Consider the following 13,389-nt stretch of genomic DNA (forward strand, 5'->3'; position numbering starts at 1 on the left):
TTATGTAAACGATTATTTGGTAAATGCTGATTTTAACGAAATTGCCTGATAATCAGCGATACAAAGGTACTGAATTTTAAGCGAAGATGTTTTTTTAACCTAAATATATCTCAAAAAAATGATTTTGGTCGTTTAATCAAAAATCCATCCGAATCCTCATAACTTTTATACACACGTAATGCTGGACCTTGCCCCCGTTAAACCGTTATGGACGCCATCCCGTTCGTTCATGGAACAATCCAATCTCAAAAAGTTTCAAAATTGGCTATTTGTTAAAAAAGGATTGTACTTCAAAAATTACCATGACTTATGGGATTGGTCGGTCACTGATTTGGATGATTTTTGGGAAAGTGTATGGCAATTTTGTGAGGTAAAATCACACAGTCTTTATTTTGAAGTTTTGATTCGACAAAATAGGGATTTTATCGGAACCAAGTGGTTTAGAGGGGCAACGGTCAATTATGCCGAGCACATTTTCCGTCATAAAACGCCGGCCCGTCCTGCCATTATGTTTCAATCGGAGCAGGAACCGCTCAAAGAACTTTCTTGGCGCGAATTGGAAAAACAGGTAGGAGCAGTGGCCGCTTATTTGCGTCAATCTGGCGTAGTAGCTGGCGATAGAGTGGTGGGCGTATTGCCCAACGGCCCACAGGCGGTTGTGGCTTTTTTAGCAGCCAATTCGCTAGGAGCGGTTTGGTCAAGTTGTTCACCAGATTTTGGGACGACGGGGATTTTAGACCGTTTTCAACAGATTGAACCCAAGGTATTGATTATCGCCGATGGCTATACGTACAACGGAAAAGCCTTTGATAAGCTTCCAGCCATGCGACAGCTCATCAGTCAGTTGCCTACCCTCAAACGCACGGTTTTGGTTCCGTACCTAAATTCCGAGGCACAACTGCCAAAAACGGATAATTGGAAGGATGTGTTAAAAACGCCTTTCTCGACCCTCGAATTTACGCCCGTTCCTTTTGATCATCCTTTGTGGGTGGTTTACTCTTCGGGCACCACGGGCAAGCCCAAAGCCATCACCCACAGCGTGGGCGGCTGCTTGTTGGAACACTTGAAGGCCCTTACTATCCATCAAAACGTCAAGCCTGGCGACCGTTATTTTTGGTATTCAACCACGGGTTGGATGATGTGGAATTTTTCGGTGGCCTCTCTCTTGGCAGGGGCAACGCTGGTGCTCTATGAAGGAGCCGTTCAATATCCTACTATGAATGTTTTGTGGGATTTGGCCGAAAAAGCAAAAATCAACCATTTTGGTGGAGGTGCGGCTTTTTATCTGGCGTGTATGAAAGCGGGTGTGAGTTTGCAGGGGTATAAATTTAACCAACTCCAAAGCATTGGCTCCACGGGCTCGCCCTTGCCTCCCGAAGCTTTTGAATGGATTTACCAACATGTCAAAAAGGATGTGTGGCTCATTTCTCTCAGCGGAGGTACCGATATTTGTAGCGCTTTCGTAGGCGGTTGTCCTACGTTGCCCGTGTACTCGGGCGAAATCCAGTGCCGGTTGTTAGGCTGTAAATTGGAGGCGTTCGACGAGGTGGGTAATCCTGTTCAGAATGAACTTGGCGAAATGGTTATCACCCAGCCGATGCCTTCTATGCCCATTTATTTTTGGAATGACAAAGATAACCAACGTTACCGAGCCAGCTATTTTGAGAGTTATCCCAACATTTGGCGGCACGGCGATTGGATTAAAATCAATGACCGAGGCGGAATTGTCATCTACGGGCGCTCCGATGCCACCCTCAACCGCGATGGGGTGCGCATTGGCACGGGAGAAATCTACAGTGCTGTAGAGAGCGTGCCCGAAGTGACGGATAGTTTGGTGGTTTGCTTGGAACAGACGGGTGGAAAATACTTCATGCCGCTGTTTGTGGTTCTGGCCCAAGGTCAGGAATTGACCGATGATTTAAAGAAAAAAATCAATTTGCAACTCCGTTCTCAATTCAGCCCTCGCCACGTCCCGGATGCTATTTATGAACTTTCGGAAGTGCCTTATACCATCAGTGGCAAGAAAATGGAAGCGCCCGTCAAAAAGATTTTGATGGGCACCGACCCCGCCAAGGCTGCCAGCCGCGATACCATGCGAAATCCTCAATCGCTGGATTTTTTTGCGCAGTTTAATCGTGCACAGGTGTAAATAAAGTATAGTTACAAACCATTTTGTTTTGTGGCCACAATGCTTCTCATTGTGGTTTTCCCGATGGGATTCAATTTCTTCGGCCTCTGCATCTTATTTGTAGGGGCCAATTTTTTATTTTACTACAGGCTATTTTGCCTCAAGCTCCCCTCTATTTTCTGAGTTTAGCAATAATTTTCCATGAAATCTTGCAAATGAATTTAATTGTTCATAAAATTGTAAGTAAAATAATAATTAGTAAAACAAATATAGTTAAACTAATAGACATTCATGGAAACACTCATTGCAGATATTGAAGCTTCATCAACCGAAACCGCCGATTTTTTACCCCTCAACGGCACCGATTACCTAGAAATGTACGTAGGCAATGCTCGGCAGTCAGCTCACTATTTTCAGACAGCTTTTGGTTTTCAACCTTTGGCCCATGCGGGTCTCGAAACGGGCTTGCGCGACCGTGAGTCGTACGTGGTGCAGCAGGGTAAAATACGGCTGATGCTTACCTCTCCGTTGGTCGGACGGACTGCCATTGGTCAACACATCGACACCCACGGCGACGGGGTAAGAGTCGTTGCGTTGTGGGTAGACGATGCTACTTATTCTTTTGAACAGACAGTCAGTCGTGGGGCTAAGCCTTACTTTGAGCCAGTTGTTGAAGAGGATGCTTTTGGTAAAGTGGTACGCTCGGGTATTCATACCTACGGGGATACGGTTCATGTTTTTGTAGAGCGCAAAGCTTATAATGGTGTCTTTTTGCCTGGATTTAAGCCTTGGAATCCTGTATATCGACCGTCAGAAACGGGGTTAAAATATGTAGATCACATGGTCGGAAATGTAGGCTGGAACGAAATGTTGCCGTGGGTAGATTTTTACGCCAACGTCATGGGATTCAATCAATTGGTGTCGTTTGATGACAAGGATATTTCGACTGACTACACCGCCCTGATGAGCAAAGTGATGAGCAATGGAAACGGTCGCATCAAATTTCCCATCAACGAACCCGCCGAGGGAAAGAAAAAATCGCAGGTAGAGGAATATTTGGATTTTTATGGCGGTGCAGGAATTCAGCACATTGCTGTCGCCACAGACGACATCATCCATACCGTAAACCAGTTACAAAGTCGCGGGGTGGAGTTTTTGCGAATACCGAGCGCTTATTACGATGATTTACTCGGTCGGGTAGGGCACATTGATGAAGATTTGGCACCGTTGCGAGAACTGGGTATTTTGGTTGACCGAGACGAAGAAGGCTATTTACTCCAGATTTTCACGAAACCCATCATGCCGCGTCCGACGTTGTTCTTCGAAATCATTCAGCGTAAAGGCGCTAAATCGTTTGGAAAGGGCAATTTTAAGGCCTTGTTTGAAGCCATTGAACGAGAACAAGAACTGCGCGGAACGCTGTAATTAATTTTCATAGCCATGAACCAGTCCTATCAAAAATATACCGCCGCCGACCACGAAATGTGGCGGAAGCTGTTCGACCGTCAGATGGCGCAGTTGCCTGCCATTGCAAGCAGGGCCTACTTAGAAGGAATTGAAAAAGTAGGATTTGTTGCCGAGCATATCCCTAATTTCATCGCTGAAACCAATCCGCGTCTGCAAGCCCTAACGGGGTGGTCTGTTGAAGTAGTGCCAGGATTGATTCCTCACCAAGAATTTTTTGAATTTCTGGCCCATCGTCGCTTTCCTGCCTCAACGTGGTTGAGAAAACCCGACCAACTGGAGTATTTGGAAGAGCCTGATATGTTTCATGATACTTTTGGCCATGTGCCTTTGCTGACCAATCAGGCTTTTTGTGATTTTATGGGCGATTTGAGCCGGGTCGCTTTGCGATTTATGGACGTGCCTGAGGCCATTGCACAAATCGGACGCCTGTATTGGTACACGGTGGAGTTTGGGCTTATCAAAGAAGATGGTCAAACCAAGATTTATGGGGGGGGGATATTGTCATCGGCGGGCGAAAGTGAGTATTGTTTGAGGGATGCTATTCCTAAATATCCGTTTGATGTTCGTACGCTTTTAAACACTTCGTACCACATAGACCGTTATCAAGACCACTATTTTGTAATAAATTCTTACGAGCAGTTGTATCGCTCTGTCCCTGATATTGAGGAGATTCTAACCGAAATGTACTTGGCAGTCGGATAAAATGTGAAGATTTTTGGAAAAATATTTGTTTAAAAGTACGCCAAACCGCTATATTTGCGGCTCAATAAACAAAAGACGTCACAATCATTTGTTCATTGTTCAGCCTCCCGGAGAGATGGGTGAGTGGCTGAAACCAGCAGTTTGCTAAACTGCCGTACTCGTAAGGGTACCGAGGGTTCGAATCCCTCTCCCTCCGCAAACTTTGAGAGAGACTTAAAAATCTCTCTCAAAGAATCGGGATGTAGCGTAGTCCGGTCATCGCGCCTGGTTTGGGACCAGGAGGTCGCAAGTTCGAATCTTGCCATCCCGACAAAAAAGCCTTCCATCTGGAAGGCTTTTTTTATGCATTTTCTTCTAGATTTCAGAAATTTTTCAGCTTGACCTCCATTTAAATTACTTGACCTCCATTTAAACTAAATGCGGCATTTATACATAAAATATATCAATGCTGCAGTTAACGCTTATCACTGTCCAAACAATGGGAGTTAGTATATTCTTCATGAATGTAATAGATGGAATTAGTAAAAAATCGATGAAAATTTTGAAATCTTCTGATGAATGACAAATTGGAATTAAATATGCTATGGTTCAGATGTTGCAAATCTTTAAGCAAGGTTTGAATTGGTTTCCACAATCATTCGTATCAAATTCAATTCCGATATATACATTTTAGTTTATAATGGATATATTCGGCGGATTAAATGATGCTAAGAGTGCCAGAGCGAGAGGGAGAAAATATAAAGAAAGGGTGCTAAAAATAGGAGGGCAGGTAATGTCAATAATAGTGCCAAAAATATGAATCTTTAACAAAGTAAACCAGAGAGAAAAAGCTGTTTAGTATTTATACCTTTAATGTATGAATAGGTTTGAAAATAATGTTTTGCATTTCTTAATAATGTTGACATCTTTGACCATTCATAAAGATACGAAGTGAGTTAGTAACCTTATTTAACATAAATTTTATACCTATAAGTATGAGAAATGGTATATAATTGGATAATTAAGTAGTAGGAAGAATATTTGAAGGGTTGGTTTTCTTGTTTTAAAATTATTTGTTAATTTAAGTTTATTTTTAAAATACTAGTTATGAAAAACATATAATAATTACGATAAATTACTGACAAGATTTAATCAGAGTTTTATGCTAATTTCCCAAAAAAACATTGTTAATCTGCTTCTCTATGGGATTTTGCCTTTTATATCTCTATTTGCTTATACTCAAAAAACCCATCAGCAACTTCTGGAGGGTTTAGAGGCTAAAAAAAAATCTAGTATAAAAATAGATACGTCTTATGTAGTACTATTAGTTGATTTGGAGGAAGCCTATTTTCATCAAAATCCTGCAAAATTTGGAACGTACATTGATACCATTAAAAATTTGTCAAATCGATTACATTTCCCTAAAGGATTGGTTAATGCATATCGTTTTGAATCAATGATTGCTTTTAGAAAATCAAATTTTAATTTATCACAAATACTTGCTCAAAAAGCGCTAAATATTGCAATATCACTTAAAGACCCGAAAATGATTGCTTTTTGTTATGAGAGATTGGGGAGTGTTAACATAAGAACAACAGTAAACGACGCCGGTAATCTTAGAAAAGCAATTTATTATTTTAAGCAACAACTATTTTGGGCTTCCAAAACCAATGACCCTCTACTTATCGCGACAGCTTACCAATATTTAGGAATTGGTTATATTGAAACTGGAAATTATGAAGAAGCATTGAAGGTACTAAATAATGGACGTAAAGTGCTTAAAGGATATAAAATTCCGTACTTTGAGGGATATATTTTTAATCAATTAGGTCATTTATATATTAAAAAAGGAGACTATAAAAAGGCATTGTTATATTTAAAACAAAGCGAGGAGTTAGCTAACAAATTTGATATAAATAAACTAAAATCACATGTTTTTTACCATTTAGGGACAGCTTATTTTGGGCTTAAGGAGCTAGATGAGGCCGAAAAATACTTACTTCAACATCTTTCATTCGCTCATCAAGAGCAAATTACAAGAGTACTTCCCTCGTTAGAGATTTTGTCGAATATTAATGTAGAGAAAAAAAACTATCAAAAAGCACTTATGTACAGTAAACAATATATAAGAATAAAAGATAGTGTTGTAACTACTGAAAAAAATCAGGCTTTTTTAGATTTACAAATTAAATATGAGACACAACAAAAAAATCAGGAAAATAAAATATTACAATTGAAAAACACTTCAATTCAGCAACAAAATAGATGGTACTTGGTTATTTCTGTTGTTGTTGTTACTTTATTATTAATATCCTTGTTATTATCCTTGCAACTCTACCGTTCTCGCAATGCGTTGGCTAATAGTAATAGAATTAAAGATAGAATATTTGCAATAGTTGCACATGACCTCAAACGACCTGCTGTTTCTTTTCAAAATTTAATTCGTACGCTTAGTTTTCTCATTAAGAATCAGCGCTATAACGAGCTGATTGTTTTAGGAGGTCAAGCTGAAACTATGGCTACTGATATGAATCTAATGTTGGATAATATATTCAGATGGACTCTACGTGAAAAAGAAGGTATCTCGCTGAAAATAAGCACGGTAGAGCTTGAGAGCGTTTTAAAGGATTTAAAAGAAGAGTTTCAACATTTGGCTGAAGTTAAGCAGATTAATTTTTTGGTGGATGTGAAAAGAGGCATAAAAGTTTCGACCGATACAACTCTACTTCTCATCATTCTTCGAAATTTAGTAAGTAATGCACTTAAATTTACCCATCAGAATGGAGAGATAGTGGTGAGTACGGTCCAAAAGGAATTGTATACAGAAATTATGGTTAAGGATAATGGAATAGGAATTCCCATCGAAATTCAACAAAAGTTATTTAGTCAAGACGTGACGGTGAGCCGTAAAGGTCTAAATGACGAAAGGGGGCTAGGTTTAGGGCTTGTAATTTGTAAAGAATTGGCAGAATACATTAAAGCAACCATAAAATTTGATTCACAACTAGGCAAGGGGAGCAGCTTTGTTATTTCATTAGAAAATTTATGATTGCGCAAATGTCACCTTTATATAACCAATTGTACGCGAATTTGAGGTTTAGTGGTCGGATAAATGCTTATTTTATCCATTAAAATTTTTACTCTATAGGAAAAGGAATAATTTCAATATTCTCAACGCCTAACATAAGTTGTGACTAATCTCATGTAAAAAATCTTTTTATATTTAGAGAATATTAATACCCTACGATTTTTTATGAAAATTCTTATTGCAGAAGATGATTTAATATATGCCGTGCAATTGGAGGCTATGTTGTCTGATTTAGGCTACGAAATTATAGGTTGTGTCAATACATATCAAAAGGCCTATGATTTTCTGTATGCGAGCCATGTTGATTTAATGTTGATAGATGTTGTGTTGATGGGGAGTAAAAATGGACTTGAATTGGCCGATTTAGTATCTTCCCGAAACATCCCTTTCATTTTGATAACGGCCTATGATACCCCCCAAATATACGAGCAAGTATCTAAGTGGAACAACGTATTATATTTGGTTAAACCTGTTCATATACATACATTGGATAGTAGTATACGGATATTGACTAAACAATCTGAAATTGAACCACAGTTTATCAGAGGTACAACGCGTAGTGAAATAATTTCTATTAATGAAATTTTGTATATAGAAGTAGATCGTAACTATACTTTTGTTCAGACAGCCAAACGCCGCTATGCATTTAAAAAATCCCTTTCTTTGATTAAGCAGCAACTCCCTTTAGATCGGTTTCTTGAGATACATCGTAGTTTTTTAGTTAATAAGAAATTTATAACCAAAATAGACTTGGAAAAAAGTTTGGTCTATGTAGAAGGTTATATGCTACCTATGAGTCGACGTGTAAAACACGATTTGATAGCCAAAGGTATTGGTAAAAAATTTTAAAATATCAACATTTATTAAAATGGATTTTAAATAAATGGGCATCCTATCACCTTCCTCTTTTAAATTTTAAATGATATTACTCAGAAAATAATTAAGTTGAATTTTACAGGTATTAGATTATTGGTCTGCATATTATTATGCAGACCAATTGTGTGTTTGGGTAGTTGAAGATTAATGTCTTGTTTATGTTTTATCGCTCCTCTTTATTATTCAGAACTGATTAAAAGGCATATTTAATGATTGTAAATTATAATGAATTTATGCTACGTTAGCATTTTTATATTGCAATTGGTACTTTTTGGGTGTTACACCAAAATGTTTTTTGAACATTTTGGTGAATTTAATAGGCTGAGAATAGCCAATCATTTCTGAGACCAATCCTCCTCTTAAGCCTTTCAGAAGTAAATCTGCAGCATATTTCATTTTTTTGTTTAAATAGTACTCATAAAATGAAGCACCGTACATCTCTTTGAATACACGTTTAAAAATTGAGATAGAAAGACCCAATGAATGGGCTACTTGTTGCATGTCGGGATTTTTTGCATTCGCAAGGTAATTGTCAAGAATAGAGTCTATTTTTTCAATTCCTTTATACTTCATTAGATTAGGTTTAATGGTCGTCTTTCTTATTGAAAGAGATGTTGAGTCACTGTTCTTCTCTAACTGCTTTATATTGGCAGGGGAAGACACCACTTTAAAATAGATGTTACTTTGCAACAAAAATTGAACAATCATCGCTAATTCCTTACTTTCGATATGAATGTTCACATAGAGTGGTTGCGACGGAGTACTGATTACTGAGTTAGTTACTTCCATATTTTTGATGACGTTATTCTTTCAAATATTTTTGTTCTTCATGTGAGACTAAAAACTCTGCTTAACGTCAACTTTTTTTTTGAAATTGGGTACAAGAGGTCGCTAAAGGGATGCAATCCGAGATTCTATACAATTTAGTTCGTTTTTTTTACTTAAAATATCAAAAAAATAAGCCCCAAAGTAGTCATTACTTCATGGTTATTATGGATATGAATTTAAGGAAGATATTACCAAGAACAGAGTTTTGGATAAAAGCGATTTCTATCAAGATTCATTTTTGGAGGGAGCGTTAATTGCTGATTACTCATTTGAAAAAGTTGATTGGCTGAATCTTGGTATGCTTTTTTTAGTGTTTATAGATTTGAGTTCTGGGTCATTTTGCTACCAAGAACTTGTCATCACGTAGCAGCCAATTTTCTTTTCCCTATTTTGATGTAAATTCCCAAAAATCAATATTATCTAATGTGTTGTTATTCAATTGGTTATATGTTTTTCTGTAAAGAAAACCGAAAAAAAGTGGTCTTGATGAATCCAAGAGAATGAAGATCCCCGTAAGTCTGGCTGTAATTTAAATTACACATACTAACCAATTGTAAAACTTAATTTTATTAGAACAATCATGAAAAAAATCGCAATGTTGCTCGTTTCGGCGTTATTCATCAACGCTTCTTTTGCCCAGGAAAAAACCGTAGAAGTAGGCGGGGCACCGATGTATCCTTCTAAAAACATCGTTGAAAACGCTGTAAATTCAAAAGACCATACTACCCTTGTTGCTGCCGTAAAAGCCGCTGGTTTGGTGGAAACATTACAAAGTGCGGGCCCATTTACTGTATTTGCTCCAACAAATGGAGCGTTTGATAAGCTGCCCAAAGGCACCGTTGAAACATTGGTAAAGCCTGAAAACAAAGCAACATTAACTACCATTTTGACCTATCACGTAGTGGCGGGTAAAATGGATTCAAAAGCAATTGCGGAAGCCATCAAAGCAGGCGGTGGTACGGCTACCTTCAAAACGGTACAGGGTGGTACGTTGAAAGCAATGATGAAAGGGAAGAAATTGATTTTGTCGGATGAAAAAGGCGGAATGTCAACGGTAACCATCAAAGATGTGTACCAAAGTAATGGCGTCATTCATGTGATCGACACCGTGGTAATGCCAGGTGCAGGTGCGTAGTTAGGGAGTAAAGTTAGGAGAAGGTTTAGAGAAGGCAGCGGGGAACAAATATGTTCTTCGTTGCCTTTTTTATACCCTTACGTATTCTTAAAATAAACTGCCCTGCAATCCCCCTTTTTCGTATTCAATCAGCCATTTTTTGCGCCAAAGTCCACCCGCATACCCCGTGAGTGAGCCATCTGTGCCGATAATACGGTGGCACGGGATAATTAACCAAATAGGGTTTTTGCCATTGGCAGCAGCCACGGCCCGAATCGCTTTTTCGTCGCCCAAACGCCGGGATAAATCCAGATATGATACTGTTCGCCCAAAAGGAACGTTAAGTAATTCTTTCCAAACCCGTTTCTGGAAGTCTGTGCCCTGTGGATTGAGCAGCAAATCAAAAACCGCCCTTTGACCGTTGAAGTAATCGGTCAGCTGCTGAATGGCGGGGGCTAAATCCTCTGGGATGGGGTGATTGGAAGGTAGAGAGGTGTCCTCTTTTATGCTAACAACTTGGAGACCGTTGGCATCTCCTTCTACATAAGCAATGCCGAGCGGTGTTTGCAAATATGCAACAGACATGGGGTTGGGTTGATAAATTTTAAATAAAAATAGGAAGTTTTTGGACGGAATCGTAATTTTGCGGCGAATTTTTTAAACCACCAAATATGTCTGCTGTTGTTGAAACGGCCAGTTCGTTGGCCGACCGCATTATTGCGCTGGAAGAATCTTCTACTTTAGGGATGACCAAAAAAGCGCGTGAATTGGCTGCTCAAGGCCATAAAGTGATTAGCTTGAGTGTCGGCGAGCCCGATTTCAAGACACCTAAGCATATTTGCGAAGCTGCAAAGCAAGCCATTGACGAAGGTTACCACGGCTATTCGCCCGTGGCTGGTTATGCTGATTTGCGTAAGGCCATTGCCGATAAGTTCAAAAACGAAAATAACATCAATTGGAAGGCCGAAAATATTGTGGTTTCAACGGGAGCCAAGCACTCTTTGGCCAACGTGATTCAGGTGTTGGTCAATCCCGGTGACGAAGTGGTTATTTTGGCCCCTTACTGGGTGAGTTATTCCGAGATGGTTAAATTGGCGGAAGGCAAATCGGTGGTCATTGACGGAAGCTTTGAAAATAATTTTAAAGTTACGCCTGACCAATTGGAAGCTGCCATTACAGAGCGCACGCGCATCGTAATGTTTGCTTCTCCCAACAACCCGACGGGCTCGGTTTATTCAGAAGCTGAATTACGTGAGTTGGCCGCTGTAATCGCAAAACACGAAAATGTGTTTGTGTTGGCGGATGAAATCTACGAATATATCAACTTTACACCGCAAGGTCATTTTAGCATCGGTTCTATTCCCGAAATCCACGACCGCGTTATTACCGTCAACGGGGTAGCCAAAGGTTATGCCATGACGGGCTGGCGCATCGGCTATATTGGTGCCGCTAAATGGATTGCCGACGGAGTAGAAAAACTACAAGGACAAGTGACTTCTGGAACGGGTTCTATTTCTCAGCGGGCCGCTTTGGCCGCAATTTCAGGGCCGAAAGATGCCGCTAAAGAAATGTGCGAAGCCTATGAGCGTCGTCGTAATTTGGTGGTGGGACTATTGAAAGAAATTCCTGGCTTCAAAGTAAATATGCCAGAGGGCGCGTTTTACGCTTTCCCTGATATTAGCGAATACTTCGGTAAATCTGACGGCACAACTGTCATCAAAGACTCCGATGATTTTTGCACGTGGTTGCTCAATGAAGTATACGTAGCCACGGTAGCGGGTTCTGGTTTTGGCGCTCCGAAGTGTATTCGTATCTCAACGGCGGCTTCTGACGAAAATCTGGTAGAAGCTTGTCGCCGAATCAAAGAAGCGGTAGCAAAATTGAACTAATTGAACTGCATAGCAAAGGGGCTGTTTCATACGTTGAGACAGCCCTTTTGTGTTTATTAGGGTGTAGTGGCAATTCAAAAACCGAGGTTGTGAGCAACCTCGAAGCAGGTTTTGCGAAAAGTGGCGGCACCGTTGTGTCGTTGGTGTCTAAAGAGCAACGATTGGGTGGTTCGCCGCTTGCGTCTGCCCTTACACTAATTTGAAAATATTTTTCATCATCATCCATTTTTCGCCTTCTTTGGCCATGGGAAGGGCCTGTTGGTAGTGCCACATCAGGTTTTCCCATTCCTGTACCTTGGGATTGGCGGCATCGGCAGCAGCTTTTTCCTCAAACGAAAAATCGTCGCTGGTTTCCATAATCATAAAAAGTCGGTTGCCGATGCGGTAAATTTCCATTTGGGTAATGCCCGCCCCCCTGATACTTTCTTCGATTTCGGGGCGGATTTTTTCGTGGTATTTTTCGTATTCGGCAATGAGTGTGGGGTCGTCTTTGAGGTCGAGGGCGAGGCAGTAACGCGGCATACGTAAATATCAATCAGTGAAACAGATGGTTTTGGATTAAAAAGGCGGAGTGATTGGTTATTTTACCCAAGTTTCGGAATTTATTGAGGAGTGAATCACAAAAAAAAGAGGGTGGCCTTGCAACCATCCTCTTTTGTACGAAGCCTGTAAATACAATTATTTTCCAAAAAGGCCACCCAGTAGGCCGCCTAAGCCGCCACCTGCGTTGTTGTTGCCCGCGCCGCCGCCCAAGAAGCTGCCACCAATGCGCATTACGTCATTCATGTCCAATTTGCCATCGGCCAAGGCATACCCGATTTGATTAAAATCAAACCCTCCCTGCTGTTGGGCCTGCTGCGCTTGTTGTCCTCCTAAAAGTGAACCCATAATGCCGCCAAAATCCATACTATTGTCGTTGGGATTGCTAGTTTTGGAAATCATTGAAGTAAGTACTCCTGGTAAAACTTGAGCAATAACGTTGGCCGCAGCGTTGTTTGAGAGACCAAATTTTTCCATTAAACTTCCAATGGCATTTTGGGCAATTCCCGAAACAATCGGATTGTTCATTAAATTATTGCCAGTACCGCTGTTGCCCGAGAGAAGGCCCATCAAACCACTGATGTTGCCCGATTGTGCTTGGTTTTGTAAACCGCCCGTTACCGCACCCAATATCGCTTGCATGGCATCTGTATTGTGTTCGTTGGGGATTGCAGGGTTTTTAACAATGGCATCTTGTGATTGATCTTGGATAAGGCCCATTAATTGCTCTAGCATTGTCTTGAAAAGTTTTTAAGTTTGATTCAAATTTAGCGATATT

The 13,389-nt window shown here is 40.2% G+C and carries 11 protein-coding genes and 2 tRNA genes; 9 read left to right on the plus strand and 4 right to left on the minus strand.

Annotated features, from left to right (window positions below; genetic code table 11):
- The first annotated feature begins 178 nt into the window (after positions 1-178).
- The 7 genes from DR864_RS00620 (at position 179) to DR864_RS00650 (ending at position 8,213) form a co-directional block, all read left to right on the plus strand.
- Complete coding sequence (locus DR864_RS00620; RefSeq protein ID WP_114065118.1) at positions 179-2,149, plus strand: acetoacetate--CoA ligase; 1,971 nt, start codon at positions 179-181, stop codon at positions 2,147-2,149.
- Positions 2,150-2,419: 270 nt separating this feature from the next.
- The gene (hppD, locus tag DR864_RS00625) at positions 2,420-3,553 is read left to right on the plus strand and encodes a 4-hydroxyphenylpyruvate dioxygenase (RefSeq protein ID WP_114065119.1); all 1,134 of its coding nucleotides are present in this window, start codon (positions 2,420-2,422) and stop codon (positions 3,551-3,553) included.
- Positions 3,554-3,568: 15 nt separating this feature from the next.
- Positions 3,569-4,297 carry a phenylalanine 4-monooxygenase gene (gene phhA / locus DR864_RS00630; protein ID WP_114065120.1) on the plus strand — a complete coding sequence of 243 codons (729 nt, stop codon included), beginning with the start codon at positions 3,569-3,571 and terminating at the stop codon, positions 4,295-4,297.
- Positions 4,298-4,406: 109 nt separating this feature from the next.
- Positions 4,407-4,493: transfer RNA gene (locus DR864_RS00635), tRNA-Ser, on the plus strand.
- 39 nt (positions 4,494-4,532) lie between these two features.
- A tRNA-Pro gene (locus DR864_RS00640) sits at positions 4,533-4,607 on the plus strand.
- 831 nt (positions 4,608-5,438) lie between these two features.
- Complete coding sequence (locus DR864_RS00645; protein ID WP_114065121.1) at positions 5,439-7,325, plus strand: tetratricopeptide repeat-containing sensor histidine kinase; 1,887 nt, start codon at positions 5,439-5,441, stop codon at positions 7,323-7,325.
- A 204-nt stretch (positions 7,326-7,529) separates the two neighbouring features.
- The gene (locus DR864_RS00650) at positions 7,530-8,213 is read left to right on the plus strand and encodes a LytR/AlgR family response regulator transcription factor (RefSeq protein WP_114065122.1); all 684 of its coding nucleotides are present in this window, start codon (positions 7,530-7,532) and stop codon (positions 8,211-8,213) included.
- Positions 8,214-8,471: 258 nt separating this feature from the next.
- On the opposite strand, the gene DR864_RS00655 is transcribed toward DR864_RS00650, so the two are convergent.
- Positions 8,472-9,029, minus strand: a complete 558-nt coding sequence (locus tag DR864_RS00655; RefSeq protein WP_114065123.1) for a helix-turn-helix transcriptional regulator — start codon at positions 9,027-9,029, stop codon at positions 8,472-8,474.
- Positions 9,030-9,648: 619 nt separating this feature from the next.
- Between DR864_RS00655 and DR864_RS00660 the strand changes: the two genes are divergently transcribed.
- On the plus strand, positions 9,649-10,203 hold the full coding sequence (locus tag DR864_RS00660; RefSeq protein ID WP_114065124.1) for a fasciclin domain-containing protein: 555 nt from the start codon (positions 9,649-9,651) through the stop codon (positions 10,201-10,203).
- Between the two features lie 87 nt (positions 10,204-10,290).
- On the opposite strand, the gene DR864_RS00665 is transcribed toward DR864_RS00660, so the two are convergent.
- Positions 10,291-10,767, minus strand: coding sequence for a methylated-DNA--[protein]-cysteine S-methyltransferase (locus DR864_RS00665; protein ID WP_114065125.1), 477 nt, complete (start codon positions 10,765-10,767; stop codon positions 10,291-10,293).
- Between the two features lie 86 nt (positions 10,768-10,853).
- Between DR864_RS00665 and DR864_RS00670 the strand changes: the two genes are divergently transcribed.
- The gene (locus tag DR864_RS00670; RefSeq protein WP_114065126.1) at positions 10,854-12,071 is read left to right on the plus strand and encodes a pyridoxal phosphate-dependent aminotransferase; all 1,218 of its coding nucleotides are present in this window, start codon (positions 10,854-10,856) and stop codon (positions 12,069-12,071) included.
- 189 nt (positions 12,072-12,260) lie between these two features.
- Here DR864_RS00670 and DR864_RS00675 read toward each other — a convergent pair whose 3' ends face one another.
- Both DR864_RS00675 and DR864_RS00680 read right to left on the minus strand, forming a co-directional pair.
- On the minus strand, positions 12,261-12,593 hold the full coding sequence (locus DR864_RS00675) for an L-rhamnose mutarotase (RefSeq protein WP_114065127.1): 333 nt from the start codon (positions 12,591-12,593) through the stop codon (positions 12,261-12,263).
- 156 nt (positions 12,594-12,749) lie between these two features.
- Positions 12,750-13,346 carry a hypothetical protein gene (locus tag DR864_RS00680; protein WP_114065128.1) on the minus strand — a complete coding sequence of 199 codons (597 nt, stop codon included), beginning with the start codon at positions 13,344-13,346 and terminating at the stop codon, positions 12,750-12,752.
- Positions 13,347-13,389 lie beyond the last annotated feature (43 nt).

Source organism: Runella rosea, assembly GCF_003325355.1.
Classification (GTDB): domain Bacteria; phylum Bacteroidota; class Bacteroidia; order Cytophagales; family Spirosomataceae; genus Runella; species Runella rosea.